The 18,532-nt window shown below is 42.2% G+C and carries 18 protein-coding genes and 3 pseudogenes; 3 read left to right on the top strand and 18 right to left on the bottom strand.

What is annotated here, in order from left to right:
• Positions 1–297 (top strand): IS3 family transposase (locus tag T363_RS0111930; RefSeq protein ID WP_031476143.1); only part of this gene is annotated, 297 nt, incomplete at its 5' end.
• Positions 298–384: 87 nt separating this feature from the next.
• On the opposite strand, the gene T363_RS0111925 is transcribed toward T363_RS0111930, so the two are convergent.
• From T363_RS0111925 to T363_RS0111915, 3 genes are all read right to left on the bottom strand, one after another.
• A complete protein-coding gene (locus T363_RS0111925) occupies positions 385–1,605 on the bottom strand; it encodes a tyrosine-type recombinase/integrase (protein ID WP_031476141.1) in 1,221 nt (406 codons plus the stop codon).
• An 84-nt stretch (positions 1,606–1,689) separates the two neighbouring features.
• Complete coding sequence (locus T363_RS0111920; RefSeq protein WP_008728422.1) at positions 1,690–1,920, bottom strand: helix-turn-helix domain-containing protein; 231 nt, start codon at positions 1,918–1,920, stop codon at positions 1,690–1,692.
• A gap of 537 nt (positions 1,921–2,457) precedes the next feature.
• A complete protein-coding gene (locus tag T363_RS0111915; RefSeq protein ID WP_031476138.1) occupies positions 2,458–2,871 on the bottom strand; it encodes a sigma-70 family RNA polymerase sigma factor in 414 nt (137 codons plus the stop codon).
• A 218-nt stretch (positions 2,872–3,089) separates the two neighbouring features.
• Here T363_RS0111915 and T363_RS16410 point away from each other — a divergent pair, with 218 nt between their 5' ends.
• Positions 3,090–3,332, top strand: coding sequence for a hypothetical protein (locus T363_RS16410; protein WP_034972320.1), 243 nt, complete (start codon positions 3,090–3,092; stop codon positions 3,330–3,332).
• Positions 3,333–3,473: 141 nt separating this feature from the next.
• On the opposite strand, the gene T363_RS0111905 is transcribed toward T363_RS16410, so the two are convergent.
• The 13 genes and pseudogenes from T363_RS0111905 to T363_RS0111840 all read right to left on the bottom strand — a co-directional run bounded on the left by T363_RS0111905 (position 3,474) and on the right by T363_RS0111840 (position 16,571).
• Complete coding sequence (locus T363_RS0111905; RefSeq protein WP_031476136.1) at positions 3,474–5,813, bottom strand: FtsX-like permease family protein; 2,340 nt, start codon at positions 5,811–5,813, stop codon at positions 3,474–3,476.
• Positions 5,810–5,998: pseudogene (locus T363_RS16755) on the bottom strand (ABC transporter ATP-binding protein); the annotation flags it as partial. The pseudogene T363_RS16755 and the gene T363_RS0111905, both read right to left, overlap by 4 nt.
• Positions 5,999–6,143: 145 nt before the next feature.
• A pseudogene (locus T363_RS0111895) lies at positions 6,144–9,745 on the bottom strand (YobI family P-loop NTPase).
• Positions 9,746–9,983: 238 nt separating this feature from the next.
• Positions 9,984–10,184 (bottom strand): hypothetical protein, encoded by a 201-nt coding sequence (locus T363_RS0111885; protein WP_031476128.1) that lies wholly within the window; start codon positions 10,182–10,184, stop codon positions 9,984–9,986.
• Positions 10,184–11,344, bottom strand: a complete 1,161-nt coding sequence (gene metK, locus T363_RS0111880; RefSeq protein ID WP_009248022.1) for a methionine adenosyltransferase — start codon at positions 11,342–11,344, stop codon at positions 10,184–10,186. Before metK ends, T363_RS0111885 begins: the two co-directional genes overlap by 1 nt.
• Before the next feature lie 96 nt (positions 11,345–11,440).
• A complete protein-coding gene (locus T363_RS0111875; protein ID WP_407919080.1) occupies positions 11,441–11,797 on the bottom strand; it encodes a type II toxin-antitoxin system RelE/ParE family toxin in 357 nt (118 codons plus the stop codon).
• Complete coding sequence (locus T363_RS0111870; RefSeq protein WP_009248024.1) at positions 11,757–12,059, bottom strand: type II toxin-antitoxin system RelB/DinJ family antitoxin; 303 nt, start codon at positions 12,057–12,059, stop codon at positions 11,757–11,759. The genes T363_RS0111875 and T363_RS0111870 overlap by 41 nt, the downstream gene beginning before the upstream one ends.
• Before the next feature lie 603 nt (positions 12,060–12,662).
• Positions 12,663–13,466 (bottom strand): class B sortase, encoded by an 804-nt coding sequence (locus T363_RS0111865; RefSeq protein ID WP_021651991.1) that lies wholly within the window; start codon positions 13,464–13,466, stop codon positions 12,663–12,665.
• Positions 13,423–14,436: an MSCRAMM family protein gene (locus T363_RS0111860; protein WP_407919081.1), complete on the bottom strand. Its 1,014-nt coding sequence runs from the start codon at positions 14,434–14,436 to the stop codon at positions 13,423–13,425. Before T363_RS0111860 ends, T363_RS0111865 begins: the two co-directional genes overlap by 44 nt.
• Positions 14,437–14,520: 84 nt before the next feature.
• Complete coding sequence (locus T363_RS0111855; protein ID WP_031476120.1) at positions 14,521–14,796, bottom strand: hypothetical protein; 276 nt, start codon at positions 14,794–14,796, stop codon at positions 14,521–14,523.
• Entirely contained in the window at positions 14,793–15,701 is a 909-nt protein-coding gene (locus T363_RS0111850; RefSeq protein ID WP_031476118.1) for a ParM/StbA family protein, read from the bottom strand. The genes T363_RS0111855 and T363_RS0111850 overlap by 4 nt, the downstream gene beginning before the upstream one ends.
• 117 nt (positions 15,702–15,818) lie before the next feature.
• Positions 15,819–16,130 (bottom strand): DUF5720 family protein, encoded by a 312-nt coding sequence (locus tag T363_RS0111845; RefSeq protein ID WP_031476116.1) that lies wholly within the window; start codon positions 16,128–16,130, stop codon positions 15,819–15,821.
• 39 nt (positions 16,131–16,169) lie between these two features.
• Positions 16,170–16,571 (bottom strand): hypothetical protein, encoded by a 402-nt coding sequence (locus tag T363_RS0111840; protein ID WP_031476114.1) that lies wholly within the window; start codon positions 16,569–16,571, stop codon positions 16,170–16,172.
• A 117-nt stretch (positions 16,572–16,688) separates the two neighbouring features.
• Between T363_RS0111840 and T363_RS0111835 the strand changes: the two genes are divergently transcribed.
• On the top strand, positions 16,689–16,925 hold the full coding sequence (locus tag T363_RS0111835; protein WP_004848380.1) for a helix-turn-helix domain-containing protein: 237 nt from the start codon (positions 16,689–16,691) through the stop codon (positions 16,923–16,925).
• Between the two features lie 56 nt (positions 16,926–16,981).
• Here T363_RS0111835 and T363_RS0111830 read toward each other — a convergent pair whose 3' ends face one another.
• Together T363_RS0111830 and T363_RS0111825 are read right to left on the bottom strand one after the other, a co-directional pair.
• Positions 16,982–18,154 (bottom strand): hypothetical protein, encoded by a 1,173-nt coding sequence (locus T363_RS0111830; RefSeq protein WP_031476111.1) that lies wholly within the window; start codon positions 18,152–18,154, stop codon positions 16,982–16,984.
• A gap of 103 nt (positions 18,155–18,257) precedes the next feature.
• Positions 18,258–18,532, bottom strand: a pseudogene (locus T363_RS0111825) (hypothetical protein); the annotation flags it as partial.

Genomic DNA, 18,532 nt, shown 5'->3' with positions numbered 1-18,532 from the left:
CTTCACTCAGACCAAGGCTGGCATTACCAGCATAAACAATACCAACAAATGCTCAGAAACAAGGGTATCCGGCAGAGCATGAGCCGCAAAGGTAACTGCTTGGACAATGCAGTGATTGAGAACTTTTTTGGTCTGCTCAAAAGCGAGCTGCTCTACCTGCAAGAATTTAACTCCATGGAGCACTTTAAGCAAGAACTGATAGAATATTTAGATTACTACAATAACAAAAGAATTAAGGCGAAATTAAAGGGCTTGCCGCCTGTCTTACACAGACAACAAGCCCTTTCAGTAGCTTGAACAGTATTTATTTGAAAATATTGTCTAACTTTTTGGGGTCACTTCAATCCTTGCCTCGCTCCTGCGTTGTTTCCTGCTTTTATAATGTTATGCCTGTGCTGCATCCCACTGGGCAAATGCACCACCCATTGTTCTTACCAGCTCATCCGGTCTGTTGTATTTGACCTTTGCGTAAATGTCCATCGTAATTTTACTGCTCTCATGTCCCGCCAGGTATTGAACCGTTTTCGGGTCTACGGACGAATGAATCAGATTCGTAATGTATGTATGCCGCAGCTGGTGCGGCGTCACTTCAAAATCCAAGCTGTAAATCACTTTTCCGTTATGTGCTGCCTTTTCACCGAGGACCGGCGTAACCGTGTGCTTTACACGCTTTCCATCCTCGTAGCGATAATAGAAACGCTCCTTGACAGTTCGGGTCACAATATACTGCCAGAGCCGCTTGAACTGCGTATAGGATAACGGATCACCATCTCTGTTCGACACTACATATTCTGACTGTGAATTAGCCTTTGCCTCTTTCAGACACTCTGCAAGGCAAACCGGCAACGGAATATTTCGATGCGCGGCTTTCGTTTTCAGCTCATCCAGAATCACCGGTCTGTTATTTTCCGTGTGCCATGCCCTGCGCACCGTTAAATAAGGGCAATCCACATCCAGATATACAGAATCCCATTTTAGGGCAAGAATTTCTTCTCGCCGCAATCCTGCATACAGCCCTAACATGACAAATACATACGGCGGAAGTCCCTGAATGGCATCCAGCAGTCTGGCGGCCTGTTCATCTGTCAATACAGCTTTGTCCTTTTGCGGAATGCCTCCGCCTTTGGCCGTAAGGTAAATCGTTGGGTTGTTATCAATAATCTTACTTTCCTTTGCTGCCCGGAAAATAGATTTATACAGGATAACCACTGACTTATATACCGAAGCGGACTTCTCAGAAACAGGAACAAGTGCAAGCTGAATGTCATCCAGTGTCACATCTGCCATCCGCATCTGCCCCAGTTCTTTTATAATGTGCCGTCTGACCTTTGATGTATAATCTATCAGCGTGGTTGCCCTCACATGAACCGACTGCATCAAAAGCCATTTTTCACAGTAGTCTGCAACCGTCGGGGATTTCCGGCAGAATGTATCGTTGTCGATCTGCTCTAATGCACCCAACTCTTTATCATATAATTCTTCCGGTGTTCTCGCATAAAGGGCCACCAGTTTTCCATCTGCGTTCTGAACCCGCGTTCTATAATAATCTATGCCGTTAAGCGTAACTGTACCGTATTGTGGAATTGCTCTTTTTCTTTTTGCCAATTCCGCCACCTCCTAAGAATATACTCCAGCGCTGTATCTATGTTTTATCAAACCATTCCGATTCCGGCAAGGATACGGGCCGGCTCACACTCCAGCTCTGCGAGGTTTACGATAAGTTGCGTTCTTTTCTGCTGGCTTTGCTCTGTGGGTGCATTTTGCGATATACTCCTGAAGGCCCGCTGAGGTAAAGTACACACAGCCATTCTGCACATATTGCACATAAGAAATAAGACCATTGTTACGGGCCGCGTCCAGGGTTGCAATGCTGATACCTAAAATTTCTGCTGCTTCTTTTCGTGTAATAAGTTTTTCCATAAAGCATATTTCCTCCAATCTGTCAAGTTTGTCATCGTGTTTGTTCAAAGCCACATGAATACGCTGGCAGCCGAAACTGCCAGCGCATGGTATCTGATTTTGAACAGGAAGCTGCAAACGCTTCCTATTTATAAAGCTCAGCTTTCGTCACCTTTGCCACGCCCCCTGACGATGGGAACACAACAGGTCTCCGCTGGCGCGGCTGTCATAACTCCGCAGCACCGTTCGTATCGTGTGCCGCAGGGTTCCCCCCAAGTCTTTGGCGGGCCGTGAGGAAGTATCTTTAAGCCCCCATGCAGTCATCGCGCCGAATCTGCCACAATCCGTTTTATGAAATCGTAGATCGCTCCGAAGAAGTCTTTTCATCACCTCCCTGACTGCTCCATCTTCGCGGCGTTTCATATTCGCTCGTACATGGGTTATGTACCTGTTGTGCTGTCTATTCGATTGTCAATGTACTGATGAAGGAGGAAAACTTGTCCTTCTTATTAACACTGACAAAAAAGGCAAAAAACAGGCGCATCAAATGAAATTTTATCAAAAATATTTTACAAGCTGCTTTAATCCACGGCGGATACTGTCTCGGACACGGCTTGGGTCTACACCTTCTACTTCGGCAATTTCATTTACCGTCATTCCCAGATAGTATCGGGCATAAATTCGCTTTGCCTGTTTCTCCGGCAGCTTCATCACAGCGGCATAGACCTGCTCCTGAAACTGTTTTTCCTCCAGAACCATCTCCGGTGTCTGCGGCTTCAACAACACCGCATTTTCAATGCCATTCTCGCAATCCAGAGAATACTGTGCTTTATAACGATACATCTTTCGCTCATACGCAGCCTCCGCACGTTCAGCTGCTCGAATAGTCTCCATTACTTCCTCTGTCACATCTACAAAAAAGTCTGTTGTATAAACATCAGGATAAAGTTCCCGAAGGTTAATTTTCTTCATTATGTACCTCCATTTCGATTCACGGGTGATTGACGGGTGAATCGAATGGAGGTGGAGACCGACACCGGCAGACAACCGGGTCATCTCCGAAAAAATGGCAACAAAAAACGCCAGATTTCCGTGAGGGAAAACTGGCGCGCCAAGAACAGCCATTATTATACTGAATTACATGGAACGATAATGCCGATGCAATGTTATACTTGCCCGGAGGAGGAGCAATGCTTTTTTTAACTGATGTAGATCATGTGAGCTTTGAAAAAGCAAACGAGACACGGCAAAATAACCTCCAATCGGCTACCGTGTCCCTGCAAGTCGTCATAGGTTTGTGCAAACGCAAAGAAACGGCGGCTCTGAAAATCAAAGCCGCCGTTTCAAATGGGCGTGTCAAATTGTCTGCTCTACGACGGCTTTTTTTCTTTTGCCGTCGTCCGGCAGGAAATCTTTATTTGTTTCGATTTTAAGGAATCAATCTTACTTCCAAATGACTTCCATCTTACTTATCTGTAAGATAAATAAAAAGGTTGCCCACACCGATCTTCTCGGAGGGACAACCTTTCAAATCCACATGAGTATTTAGCCCATTGGCCGTATGCCATATAATTTTATTGCGAGCTGATATTTTCCACAATCGACATAGCGTGTAATCTTCTTGCTGGGCCTCGTACAGCCAGCGCCGTGGTTGCGAGAATCACGCCTATGATCAAGCACAATTCCAGCCACGGAACACTCCAGGGATTTCCGAATGTGCGAGTGATAAGGCTGGAGTACAGGAACCAATGAAACAGCAATCCGAAAATACATCCCAATATGACACCACTTATGGCATACGAGGCAGCTTCCGCAGAAATCATGCGTGTAAGCTGTTGATTACTCATGCCAATGGCACGCATTACTCCATATTGGCGAGTTCGGGCGGAAACTCCCATGCTGATGGTATTCATAATATGGAAAATCGTAATGGCTACAATGATTGACAGGAAACCATATACCAATGTTGCAAAAGCATAATAAAGGCCACGTTGTTGCTGTGCTTGGATTAAGACATCAGTGAAAGTGACTCCTTCACCGAACAATGCTTCAACCTCGGCAACATCTTCTTCATCAGAACCAAAGCGGAACTGGACATCCAGGATAGTATAACCAGTCTCACCCGTCAGCTGCGAAAAAGTTTCCTCGGAGCAGATCAGTGTTTCCGTTCTCTCTGCACGAGCCAATAGGCTGTCAGACAAAACACCCCCTACCGTAACTGTTTGATCCTTCCCGTTTATTGTCAGTGTAATGGTATCTCCCACCTGCACTTCTGTTCCTGTGTTTGCCACAAACAAGACCTGTCCCGGCGTGTTCGTTACAGTATCTATAGAACCTGCAATTAGTTGATCTTGCGCCCAGCGGAACTGATTTTCTTCATAGGAGATTAGATTGCTGTTATGGATTGCGCCGCTAATTTGGGCAGGAACATCATAAGCAAACATTCTGCCAAACACTCGACTAACAGCGGAATTTTGTACTACGGCATCCCTTCGATCCGCCGGAATGGAACAAGTATTTGTGTCACTGACAATGGAAAGCTCGGGCGACCATTCTTTCGGCATAAATGCGTTTTCCATAAAGGGAACCAGCGTACAGAACCCTAAAAACAAGGTGATGCAGATTGCAAATGCACCTGTCATCAGAATATAGCTGCGCCGTTTGGCCTTGGCATGATGGATACCAAGTGCTACCTCTACATGCCACCGCCGAGTGTTTGCCGCATGGCGGAACGAGGATTCCTGCTGTGTATTGCCTGTGACAGCCTCCAATGGGGAAACCTTTGCTGCCATTTTTGCGGGGGTCCGAGCCGCCAATAGAACGGTAATAAGTCCCAATACAATGCTCACACCAATGCTTAGCCAGCTAATGCCAAAGATAGGCATATAACCAAACCATACAGTGCTGAGCTGCCGCATGACTGCACACAGTCCCCAAACCACCACGATACTTAACCCGATACCAATGGGTATGGCGGTAATGCACCACTGTAAAGCCTCACGGCGAACAAAGCGCAATACTTGGCGACGAGTGGCTCCCAAACAGCGCAGTAAACCGAAAAACTCCATGCGCTGGCTGACATTACTATTCAAACTACTGGAAATCATCATAACACAAGTTCCCATTACCACCAAAGAAAGCAGAAATGCCATTGTGTATATCTGCGACATATTGGAACCCGGCAGCTGCCCGAGCATACTGAGCAGTTCTTCATTTTGGGTGATTTGTGCATCAGATATGCCGTTTTGCTGCTGAATATCAGCAATGCTGGAACCAACATTAGTGAGCAGCGAGAACCGAACGACATACTGCCAGTTGCCGCTTAGATCCGCAGTTTGAATGCTTGACAGCCCTTCAGGTGTCAAAAGGACTGCACTGGCACTTCCCGAGATCATATTGGCGGCATGATCATCCATAATTCCCGTAATCGCCAGTTGCATTGTACTCCCATCAGGAGAGTTCAAAGTAAGAGTATCTCCCAACGAAATTCCTGCTGTTTGTGCTAATGTAGATGAAACAGCTACCTGTCCAGCTATCTCAGGGAACTCACCTGAAAGGACAGAACCTAAATAAATTTCAGAAAATATTGTCTCGTCCATCCCTGCAACAGAAACGGGCTGATCTGCCACTGTGCAGCCGATTTCTGCGGGAATGTTGCCTTGCCAGCCAGACAAGTCTATTTCAGGGCGGGCAGCAATATATTCGGATGTTTTTTCGTCAATAGCTGTGATTTTACAATGCCAATCTCCAGTTTGATGCCGGGTTTCATCCGTCATGCTTTTCAAATACATATCGGCCAGTCCAAACATGACTGCAACCAGGAAAACCGCCAGCACAATGCAAATGCGTGTCATGCGGCTTTGCCTGCGGTGAACCTTGTTGGAGATAGAAACCAAGTCGAGGTAGTGTTTCATTTCCGGCTCGCCCCCAACTCCTTCAGCACACCATCAGACATATTGAAAATGCGGTCTGCCGCACTTGCATGATTTTTGTTGTGGGTAATCATCAAAATGGTTTGCTGGTACTTGGCCGACATGGTTTGCAGGAGAGCCAAGACTTCCTGACTATTTTTACTGTCCAGATTGCCGGTCGGCTCATCGGTAAACTGTACCCCTATCCCTTTATGCCTTGAAAATAGGAGGTTTAACGGTATGTACATTTGTGTACTGTGTACACTTCTATTCAGAAAAAGGCAGGGCTTTTATACCCTACCTTGATCTTCCTTAAATACTATGAAAATTTTTTTATCCTTTGATTGCTTTTATCCAACACACAAAAGTACTCTTTTTCTTTTTTGTTTCCGTAACAGAATCATAGACATCTTTTTCTTGTAATTTGTAACTTGTAATGTACGATACTTCTTGTAATCGTTTAGCAAGCCTTTGGCTTTCTTCGTTATTAGGTAATTCCACGCTATGTTTTTTACTTCTATCGCAAAATCCTGAATACCATTGTGTAAGTTCTGAAAAACATTTTTCAAAATCAGCCGCTTCTAAAATCGAAAGGTATTTAAACATCAACGTCTTTTTCCCTTTTTCATCTACATATTCCCAGGCTGCTGTAAATATGGATTTGTTAATCGTCATATTTGAATCAACTAAGTTTTCAGCAATTTTTGCAGTCATATAATTTTCTCCAAAAGCATCCAACAGAACTTCTGCATTAGAAAAATCGAGAATAGGCGAAAGCAATAGTGTTTCTAATAATGTTTCTCCCATTGGAATCTTTTCCATTACTTCCATATATTCCGCTTGATTATACAAAATAAAATCTGGACATAAATCAGGATAGACATCTTTAATTTCACCATATTTATTAACATCAAAAGGAATATATTTTTTCTTAATCAAAATTCCCACTTTCTGTCTCTCAACCTTCTCTATTGGAATATCAAATTCTAATTCCAACTGAGGTAATAGTTTTTCAAAAGCAGAATCATCAATTGTACTTGTAATAAGTTCTTCGGCAAACACTTCATTTAAACACTGATCCTCTAAAAATGTAAGTTGATCACTATTTGTTTCAATGTATTGAAGTAGTTCTGGCGTAATCTTATATCTGTCCCAATAACATTTGATATTCTCCCATTTCAAGCTTACTTTTCCTTTATCCAATAACTCATCCCAAAGAATTTTCACGTCCTTATCAAAATCAGAATCGAACTTTCCACAGCATTCAGAAATATCATCTACACAAAATTCTTCATGATTCACTAATTCCAAACAGATTTCGGTCTCTTCTGGAGCATTTTCCAACATTCTTTCTAACAAATCCATAATCTGTTCAACATCTTCCTTAGTATTATTAGGTGCTAATATAATTTCCTTCACATACTGTTTCAAATTTTCTTGTATGTATTTAATTAACGGTTCATATCCTAGTGAAATAATTGTTGTATAATTTCGAGTATCTAAACTGGAAAGCATTGTATCATTTTCAAATTCCACAATCCTACGTATCATCGTATCATTTAACTCATAGCACCGATTTTCAAAAACATATCTCAAAATTTCCTCCGAAACATTTGCAATAGAAACATTCGTAAAAACAATTCCAAGTGTTTCAATTAAGGAAATCACCTTTTGATCTTGAATAGCTGATAGCTGTTGTAATATATCTGGATTTTCCTCTATAAAGCCGCTCATCTTATTATTGTCATTTAATTCAAATAAGCGTTCTGTATCCACGTTATCAATAAGTAACTGTAAATAAAAAATTTTCCTTTCGTATGTTATCGATATATCCTGGACAATATCATTCCACATATCAGGCCAACGTATTGCTAATAATTGAATCAATCTCTCTTTATATTGAGTTTGCTCAATAAATTCATCTATAAACTCCCAGCTTTCCACTGTTCTATCAGATAATTGATCGATTAATATCATACATTTTTCATTCTCATTCTCTTCAGACAATAAAAATTCCAAAAGAATAAAATTGAAAATACTTTTTTGTTCGAATTCATACGGTTGTAAACGCTGTATAACCATTCCAACTTTTGTCAAATTATAATTATATGGTAGCTTTTCCATATTTTTTACTGCCAGTATATAATTCATATCTTCTTTTGTAATGCTTGTCCCCTTAAAATAATTGATATAGTTTGCGTATTTTTCATCAATGTATCCTCTTCGAAGCATAAATACGAGCAATTTATTTTCAGCAACTTTTTCAGATAGTACATTATGGACTCCAAATTTTTCTATCAGCTTTTTAAGTGACCAGCCTGAAAGTTCATGTACATTCTTCTTCAAATCTTCAATTTCACTCTTTATTGAACTAACACCTTTTTCTTGGATAAATTGAAAATTTTTAATTCTTTCATAATATAGTTGAAAAACTTCTTGAAAATCACTCACAGATTTTTCCGACTGGAAACAACTCCATGTATAATACTCAATTTCAACATCTTTTAATTCCGCAAGTTTCGATAATTCAAACGAATCCTCCATTATTTTACTTACTGAACATTTATCCCAATAGCTTTTATTAATACTATATGGAATGCCTTGCCAATTCACCATAGCACCAAGCATAGCTGTTTTAAGTTCTTTTATGTGTTCTAAACAGTCATCATGATATTTTTCTAATTCCTGTGTAAGTTCATCAACTTCATTATGCCATTTCATACATTGTCCAGAGATATATCTTTGCTTATCCTCAAAAGCTTGTTTCACAACTCCTCTCTCCATTTGAAGTTCTGCAAACTCCCGTGGATACAAATTTTTAAAAATAATCAATGCCATCATTGTTTCATCTGACAATTTCAGTTCCTGATCAGTACGAATCGTTTCCTTATAGATGACAAACTCATTGTATATATTCTGAAGAATTCGCATATCTTCAACATATGGAGATACGTCTAATATAAATTCCTGTGAGATTTCATGAACAATCCCTTTCTTTTCAGATTCCTCAAGTTTTTGTAAAAAGATTTCCCCTGAATTCGTAGAATTTATAATTGGGATTACAGGAATAATAAATTCAAAGAACTTTGTTCTGTCTGTGTCCGTAAATATATCATCTCTAATAGCATAAACAAAAACGATGCGCCCCTTAATCCCATCGTAATTATTCAATAATGTATTCAATTCCCGAAGATGGATAAAAATAGATGGATCTTCTAAACGATCTAGATCTTCAAAAAACACAATTCTATACTTTGTCTCTTCAAAAAATATACAATTTCATCCATATTTTTATTAAATACAGTTTCCGCTGCAGTTTCAGAATTTTTCACAACTGTCTCTGTTGGCAATTTTACTTCATTTACTTTAAAACGAAACAGCACCAAACGATATGTTCGGGCAATAATTGCCAATATTCCCACACAAAAAGCAAGGAAAATAATATCCGAAACCATTCCTTTTAATCCAAATTTTCCACCTGCCTCTTCTATTTTTTCGATTATCATTTGAAAAGTATCTGGAAAAAATATAAATTCCATCACTCCCAAAATTAAAAATATCAAAACCAAATATCCCCAGACACGTTTCCAATTAATTTTGTGCAGCTTCCGATATCTGCTCTGCGGTATCTTTTTATAATTGACTTTATAAAATAATTGCTTCAAAATTCCTAATTCTATTTCATCTTGTCCCAATGAAATTTTCTTAGGATTCCCGTTCTCATCAGTTTCATTTTCAACAAAAGTTGCCATTGAAACACGAAGAGATTTATTTCTAATCATTCTATGTTTTTTCAAATATGTATCAATGATACTACTCTTTCCTGCACCATATGGACCTGCCAGTGCAATATTTTTAACTTTCTTTTTCTTTATCGCCCAATGTAATGCTTTTAAATATTCAGCTCCATTTTCAATATCATCAATGGGCGCCAAGTCTGTAAATTCATTTTTCTTTTTCTCTTGTATTCTTTTATTTATTACTTCACGAAATTTTTCCAAAAGTACTATCGTAGAAATCCCTCCCTCAAATTTAACTTATAGCACTATTGTATCATGAAATATCTAAATAACAAAATGGAAAGTCTTACTTCTCTTTCCATTTTGCTTTATCCCCACAACTACCAGCAGGCACGTTCTTCACGCCCCTGCCAGCCGCTGATTATTTTCTTCATTAAAAATTCTTGATCAAATTCAAATCTCTTTTATTCAATGCTTTTCGCATTGCTTCATTTTCTTTCCGTAATGTCTCATTTTCTCTTTTTAGTTTTCTTGTCCGTGTTTTTTTCAATCTCCCCAGCTGGTATGTCTGCAGATACTCGTAGGCTCTCACCTGCTTGGCTGCCTGATATTCTTCTTCAGTAACCCAAGCCATCAGATCACTGCATTGCGAAGAGCCTCGACCTTATCGGTGCGCTCCCACGGAAACTCTTTTCTTCCGAAATGCCCGAAGGCTGCAGTCTGTCGGAAAATAGGACGGGTAAGGCGCAGGGTATCCACGATCTGCTTCGGAGTCAGCCCAAACACCAGCGGGATTGCCAGCTCCAGACAGTCATCCGCACACACGTTTCCCGTACCAAACGTGTCCACCTGCACCATAACTGGCTGTGCCACTCCGATTGCATAAGCCAAAGACACTTGACACTTGCTGGCAAGCCCCGCAGCTACGATATTCTTGGCGATATATCTAGCCATATAGGCTGCTGAACGATCCACTTTTGAACAATCCTTTCCGGAAAATGCACCACCGCCATGGGGAACCATGCTTCCATAACTGTCTACCATCAGCTTCCTTCCAGTCAGCCCCGTATCTGCATCCAGTCCTCCACAGACAAAACGCCCCGATGGATTGATATAAATCTTGGTTTCCTCATCCGGTGGCAGGGGACGAAGCGCCGGCAATAACACCTTCTTTCGGATCTCCGCTTCCAGCTTTTTCAAATCTTTTTCTTCCGTATGCTGGCAGGACACTACCACACTATCCAGTCGGACAGGCTTCCCATTTTCATATTCTACGGTCACCTGGGCTTTCCCATCCGGTAAGATCCCCTGAATATAAGAGCTTTGTCTGCAGGCAGATAATTCCCGGACAATCCGATTGGCCAGCACCACAGGCATAGGCATGAGCTGCTTCGTTTCATCACAGGCATATCCGATCATCACACCCTGATCCCCTGCCCCTTGGAACCAGTCTATCTGATTGTCAGACACTCCTTCCCTTCGTTCTTTTGAAGTATCGACTGCCCCTGCAATATCGGGACTCTGTCGATGGACAAAAGTGTCCATTGCAATCCCTTCACTGGAATAACCCACGTCAGACAGTACTTTTCGCACAACTGCAAACACATCCGGTTCATAGGTGCTGGTGATTTCCCCTGCCACAATGATCGTTCCTTTCGTAGCAAGCACCTCACATGCTACTCTGGACTGTTCATCCTGTTTCAGACACACATCCAAGATTGCATCTGCAATCTGGTCACACAATTTGTCCGGGTGTCCTTCTGTTACTGCTTCTGCTGTATAAAATTTTCTCATATGAATTCCCTCTCTTTCATGCAAAAAGGCAGGACACCTTCCTTTTTACGGGAACATATCCTGCCTGATGTTTTATATATTGTTTAATTTTCTCATTCAACCTTTTAATCGGCTTTCAATATCTGATGCACTATACAGTACATCTGTTACAATCACCTTATCTCCCTGGATTACAAAAAAGACCGAATAATTGTCTACCAACCATCTTCTCATCTCTTTGCTTCGTTCCGGCTCTGATTCCATAATACGGATTCTCTCAGCCATAGTATCCAATGTTAAAATAGCGTCTGCAATCCGGTTGTATTGATCCATCGCATTTTCTGGTGCCTGAAGAACATAAGCGATGTGATTATATAACTGCTCCATATCAGCCAATGCTTCATTTGTAATCTCAACCGTATAGTGTTTCATATCAATGATTCTCCCTGAATTTTGCGAACGCTTCTGCTGCATTTTGCACTCTTCCTGCAGCTATATCATTGTAACCTTTTTCCAATTTCTGATGGATTTCTTCTGTTGTCATGGCATCTGCATGAATCGATACTGGTGCTTTTGGTAAAGAAACAGAAAATGGAATTCCACCTGTAAGAGAAATTTGATTCAAATACATATCAATCGCTGTTGACATAGGAACACCTAACTGAGACAATACTTTTTCTGCCCGCTCTTTGACAGTTGGGTTTACTCTTAAGTTTAATGTTGCTGTTTTTTCCATGATCACACCTCCTTGTTTCTTATATTGTAACGCTTTTGTCGTTACAATTCAAGCACTATTTCTCACATTTTCTAAGTTTTATATCCGATTTTACATTTTCATTATACTCTCAGATTTTCGCTTAAAAAACACATTCCAGATAGATGGCAGATACATCCAGATAGCTGCAAAAGTCCCAGTCTTTAAACACTTTCTGACACTACATCACGCCACATTTCGTTGTACATCCTACATCCTCGAACACTTTTGTGTATGATGGTACTGTCCTTTTCATGCAGCCCTGTCTCATATTCTGCACTTTTCGGGTGCTTTCAAACACTTCCCGGCAACTTCAGTTCCAAAAAGCCACCAAAGAGCTGGAAAAGCGCCCATCTTCGAACACTTTCCCAACACTACAAGACTACACAAGCCGCCACGATCCGTTGCACATCCATTAACTTCGAACACTTTTTGTTCCGTAGTGCCACTTCTTACCTGCAGCTTGTCTCATATTCTGCACTTTTGGGGTACTTTTGAACACTTTCTGACATTACTGACTCCGAAGCGTACTGGAGATATCCAGAGACCGGAAGAAAGTTCCCACTGTTGAACACTTTTTCCCCTTTAAGCTCCTGTTTTTACTGCCACAAGGATGTTCCGGGCTTGTTTCCACTCATAAGAGCAGGTCACCAGCGTCAGAGTTTTCTCACAACCTATGCCATCTACCCCTGTTTCAAACAACGACAGCGCTTTTGCCTGCGCTACATAAGCCTCCAATTCCTGTGGACTCTGAAAAGATGTCCTCTGGAAGTCGAACATGGACACATCGGCTTTCAAAACTGCCGCTATCCGGTACTCCTCCATCCCTCCCGGTGTCTGAAAGAACACCCTGGGATGTGCTTTCCAGTAATCATAGGAGGCGTACTGATCCAGATTCCCGAACATTGCCCCGCTGTTCATGTTGTGACCGTAGATGGTCAGATTTCCCGATTCTCCCAGAATACAGTCTGCCTGGAGGAACAAACTTCCATTGATGTCGTAGTTTCCCCGGTAATCCCTCGGCAGATAATACTCCGGTTCTTCCGGGCTGCTCTGCAGTACCGGATAATCGATGCCACTCTCCTGGATCGTAAGCCAGCCCCGAACATCCGGATACTGACTCTGGAGGGAGCGAAAGTCAACGGCAGGCACTTCCAGTTCTCTTCCAGCCTGTTCTTCTTTTTGTGTTGGAGAGCCCCCGCCCGGAGGAAATTCCTCCGGGAAGTGGGATTTTAAGTCCTCCACCAGTTCCCGGTTCTGCCGGGGGATGATAACAAAATCATAATAAAGCAACGCTGCACTCATTATGCAGATGACACACAACATCACCTGCAGAATCCACAGCCTACTCTTCTTTTTTCGTTTCATCTGCTTTTTCTGTCTTTCCATGTTTCTTCTTATAAATCATGGTTGCCATGAGTCCGGCTGCTGATGCTCCCAGGAGAACAAACAGCAGGATTGGTTTCCAGTGGTCATCCCCTGTCTGCGGTACACCCGGTGTTTCCGGTGTTCTTGCATCTTTCATTTCCACCTTCTGGATTTCCATGGTATCTTCCAATGTGAATTTCACATCTTCTGCAATCTCATAGCCTTCCGGCGCTGTGATCTCACGCAGAGTCAGCTCTTCCCCTACCGGAAGTTTCTCTGCCAGATGAGGCTTTCCATCCGTTACCCACTCTTCCAGAATCTCACCCTCTTTATTTAAGATCTGCAGCTTGGCACCTTCCAGTTCCTCGCCTGTGGTAATATCCGTCTTGGAAATTTCCACTTTGGAATAATCATCCTTCATCTCCACCTTGGTCACACTGCCATCTTCTTTTACTTCAAACTCGATATCTTCTGCAGATACATAGCCCTCTGCATAAGGCGGCAGTTCTTCGTGAAGGATATACGTTCCTTCTGGCAGTCCATAAACTACGTGTGGTTCTTTTGCACTGATCCACTCTTCTACGATGTTGCCCTCTTTATCGATGATCTGAAGCTTCGCGCCTTCCAGTTCTTCCCCGGTTGTTGCATCGGTTTTCGTAAATTGGCTCTCAGTCGGCTGATTTTCCACTTCTTTTGTCAGCTTGATTTCTGCAAGGTTCTGATCTGTGTAAGAGGCATCGATCTCCCAGATTTCCTCATTTGGAAGATATCCCGGCTTTCTCACTTCCTCTTTCACATAATATTTTCCATGATAGAGGTCGCTGTCAAAGGTAAGCTGTCCCTTCTCATCCGTTGCTTTCTTCTCCAGCAGCGTGTCCTTTTCTACAAGAACCTCACCCTGCTGGGAGAGGATATCTTCTTTTGCATACAATCCAAAGATCACGCCTTCCAGCTTCTCTTCTGTGACTGCATCCTTCTTTTCTACAGAAATGGAAAAGAAACCATGTCAAATGTATGCAAAACCAAAGCATATCCAACAATGCCATGCTTTCCTTGCCCATAGGCCTCACCCCCTTTACTCCTGCTCCATCTGAAATAAAAAATCCAGCATCTGACCGGGAATTTCTTCCTTTTCCTGTGCTGGCATCCGTTCCACATCGCCACATTTTAACTCTTCCCGAACAGCCTCCTGAATGAGTCTTTTTAAAGTTTCCCTCTCTTCTTGTTCCAGGATCACATCCACCAGATACTGGTTCCTCTGCCCTGCCGGAATTTCCATCAAAAACTGCCACGCTTTTTCATGTTCCGGGTTCTTAAGGTTTGGGCGGAAGGAAAAGACCGGGCGGCTCACAGCGTCCTCATCTGCCCCACAATCCGTTCATATCCGGCAGCGTTGGCATGGACGTCCGTCAAGTAAATCGGGCGACACAGGCGGTCCTGCTCGCTTACACGGTGTTTAAAAATAGCAGCACCGCCTCCCATGAAAACGGAAGGGACTGCCCGCAGGTCAAAGCCTGCCTCGGTGATCGCAGACAGGATTTTCTCAATATAAAGCCTGCCCTGCCTCTCAATCAAAGACACCACTTCCGCAGGCATGCTGCTGGGTTTTCCACGTAAGACACGCTCGATCTGCGTCTCCGTTACCGACAGTCCTGTATTTCTCCTTACCTGTTCTCTGATCTCATCCATACAACGGATGACACCCAGTTCCAGACTTCTACAGGTAGCTGCGTTAGGAACAGCATTATCAAGCCGCATCAAGTCCACCGTCCAGCCTCCGATATCCACAAGAAGCACAGAAGGCTCATCTTTTAAATACTCTGGATAAAGAGCCAGAGCTGAATATCCCTGGGGGAACAATTTCACATCCTCAATCTGGATCTCATAGCGTTCCCCTTCGTAGAAAAAGCAGATAGGCTGTTCCTTCCGAAACAGATACTCCTTGAATTTCTGTTTTTCCCTTCCAAACCCGGTAAGGGGAAGCCCGGCTGCAAGAACAACTTTTGCTGCCCTTTCCCCCTTTCGCTTTCGAATCTCCTGTGCCAGTGCTGTCAGCGTCAAAAGATAATAATTGTCGTTGGCGGTCTTGTCCTTTACCAATGTCTGTCTCCCAGTCCCACACACATAATATTCTCCCCTGTACTGGAGGACATTCTGCATGGTATAGGGTTCATACTCATACCGGATGATCCCTGTGGGGAAACACACCTGCTTTGTTTTAATGGCGTAATATCCATGATCGATTCCGATAATCATCGCTTACCACTCCCTTCTTTTCTATTCTATGTTAAATTTCCGGTGAAAGAGCCCTTGCCCTCGGAGGAGCGCCCCGGCAGGCATTCTTTTCTTTCCAGCCTGTTTTTCTTCCTACTTCTAGTCTTGAAAAAATGTTTGGACTGGAAGATAATGCAGTGTTCCTTCCAAAACAAGCGCCTGTCTTTGAAAACGAAGGATACCCTGTTTCTGTAACTCCACCATTTCGTAATATGCTTTCTTTGTTAAAAAGTAACGATGATATATTCCCACTTCCCCAAACTTCTCTGTCTGCTTCAACACCAAAAACTCCACCATATACCGTGTGTCCGGTGCAAACCGTTTCTCACATAGCATGGCATCTCCCTGTACTGCCTTCACACCCTCCGACTCCCTGGCTACTGCCAATAATTCATGGATACTGATACTCACGTTTGCTATCACCTCCCTTCCAAAAGAAAAGACAGACATCTAAATGATGCCTGTCTCTTCCGGGATTTCCATTCCCTTTTCCTTATAGATCTTTTTGACTAATTCTTTTAGTTCCTTCCGGATCTTTCTGTCTGGTACATTGTTACAAAATTCCTGTAACCATCTATCCTGCAAATATAAATCAACTTCGGTTATATCACAAGAAACAATGCTGCAGGTTTCATCATATAGCTGTTCCAGTCTTTGAAAATGTTCTCGGAATTGTTCTCCATAATGATGCCAGATATCCAGGTTCAATCTTGTCAGACCAAGGAAATCGGTAACATATGTCAGCCTGTCCAAATCTGAAAATGTCATTTTTTCTCTTCCCAGCAGGATTGCCCTGTCACGCTTTCCACATAAAAACAGGAAAGCAAACCGTTCTATATCGCTCTGATGCATAATCATTCCCCTTTGCATAAATAATTCCTTATTACGAAACATTATAAAAAGTGAAATCAGTAAAATCAATATAAAGTTTCTTTATTACGAAACATTGAGAAATGAGAGGATTCTATCATGCAGAAGATCAGACCAGACATGGATATCGGCAAAAATATCCAAGCCATCCGTTATCAAAATAAACTTACGCAAGACCAGGTCATTGCAAAATTAAACCTGATGGGTATCTCCATGTCCAAAAGTACCTATGCCAAGCTGGAAACCAACCGTATGAACATCAAGGTATCGGAACTTGTTGCCCTTGCAAAAATCTTCCATACCGATATCAACACATTCTTTTCCGGGCTTCTCTAAACCGGAAAAGAAACATTTCCTATAATTCTTCTCCCCTCTTCTTTTCCCACTCTCCTTTATCTTTGTTTCCTCCACTCTCTCTTACATTGGGATTGCTTTTGAAATAATTCCTCATATCGAAGAAGTATATCCATACTGTCTTGTGTAAAATCAAAGGACTGAAGCATAGGGTATCGCGGCAATGCACTTGGGACATATTCTAATTGTTCCAACTGCTTAGATGTGTATTTTTTCTTTCTGGCTTCACTATATGGCAAAAGACCGTATTCCGTCTTATACGCTGGAATACGGTCTTTCTTCATTTCCTGTAATGCTTCAATCATATTTTTATGATGGTGTCGGGATTTATAGGTATCTATCTGCCCTCTGGTCATGCCGACAGCCGATGCAAAATCCGATATCCTTTTATAGAATTTCCCTTGAATCTTACATCTTGGAATAAAAGCAAATACCTCAGTCTTGGGCCACCCACATTCATCCCGTAATTGCTTCACTAAACGGAAACATTCTATAAACGAATATTCTGGTTTATAGCGCTGTTGTCCATATACTAACAGCTTGGAGATATTATATTCCCTGCATAAAAAAGCAGCATTCTGATATACTTTCCCTTCATACTCAATTTCATATCTTTTCCCATTATTCCTGATCGGCAAATAAATAGCTTCCTCCAATGTTTTCCCATATTTCAAGCGTTCAAAAACATTGCAGGGCTGCACTTGATACTCCGCACACAATTCTACCAATGTATTATAGGATTTTCCTTCAAAACATATCGGTTCTTTCTGCAATAGTTCAAGAACAATTTCTTCTAATGTCCTGTTTCTTGTATGGATTCTGGCTGAAATGGAAGTCTCTCTAATTCCAAATGCTGTTGCCACCTCATATCTGCTCTGATATTTTTTGCCCCATAGCATAATTTTCTTCTCTTGTGCCTCTTTGCAACGATCTACCGCTTCTTCTACTGTTTTGCACCTTTGTATGTAATGTGCTAATGAATTCCAAGGTAATCCATATTCTTCAGCCAACGCTTTAGGCGAACGATATAACTTTCCATTGTATTCAAAAAGTCGCCCTCTTCCTCGCACATCATTGACACACATTTGCATTGCATCTTCTAGCGACCAGCCTCGGCGCCGGAAGGAATATATTCTTTGACGGTCAATTCCATATTCCTCTGCCATTTCTTTTATCGTTTCATATGTTTTCCCATCATAGCAATACGCCATAGTCATCACCTCTTCTCTTTACCACACCAGTATACCGTAAGCGTCAAATAGAAATTCAGAAAAGCACAAGGGTGGAGTTTTGCCTCCACCCTTGTGTGCTGTTTCAGGTATGTACTTTTTTACGGCTGTCAGGATAAACGACTTTGGCTTTCTTGTAACCTCTCCAACCTAAGTGCTGGCCGCAGCGGTCACAGTAGGCCACGAACTCGCGTTCCAGCGTTATGCCACATCTGGGGCAGACATAATAGGCATGACCATTCGGGAATACCATCACTTCCTTAACAAGGAGCTCCATGCGGTACTCAGCAAAGCGCATAAGCAGTTGCCATAGAAACGATGGAGAAAAGGATATCTCAGACGATGCGTTGTGCGTAGTTT

This window comes from Agathobaculum desmolans ATCC 43058, from assembly GCF_000701665.1.
Classification (GTDB): Bacteria; Bacillota; Clostridia; order Oscillospirales; family Butyricicoccaceae; genus Agathobaculum; species Agathobaculum desmolans.
This window is presented reverse-complemented; position numbering and strand designations above follow the sequence as displayed.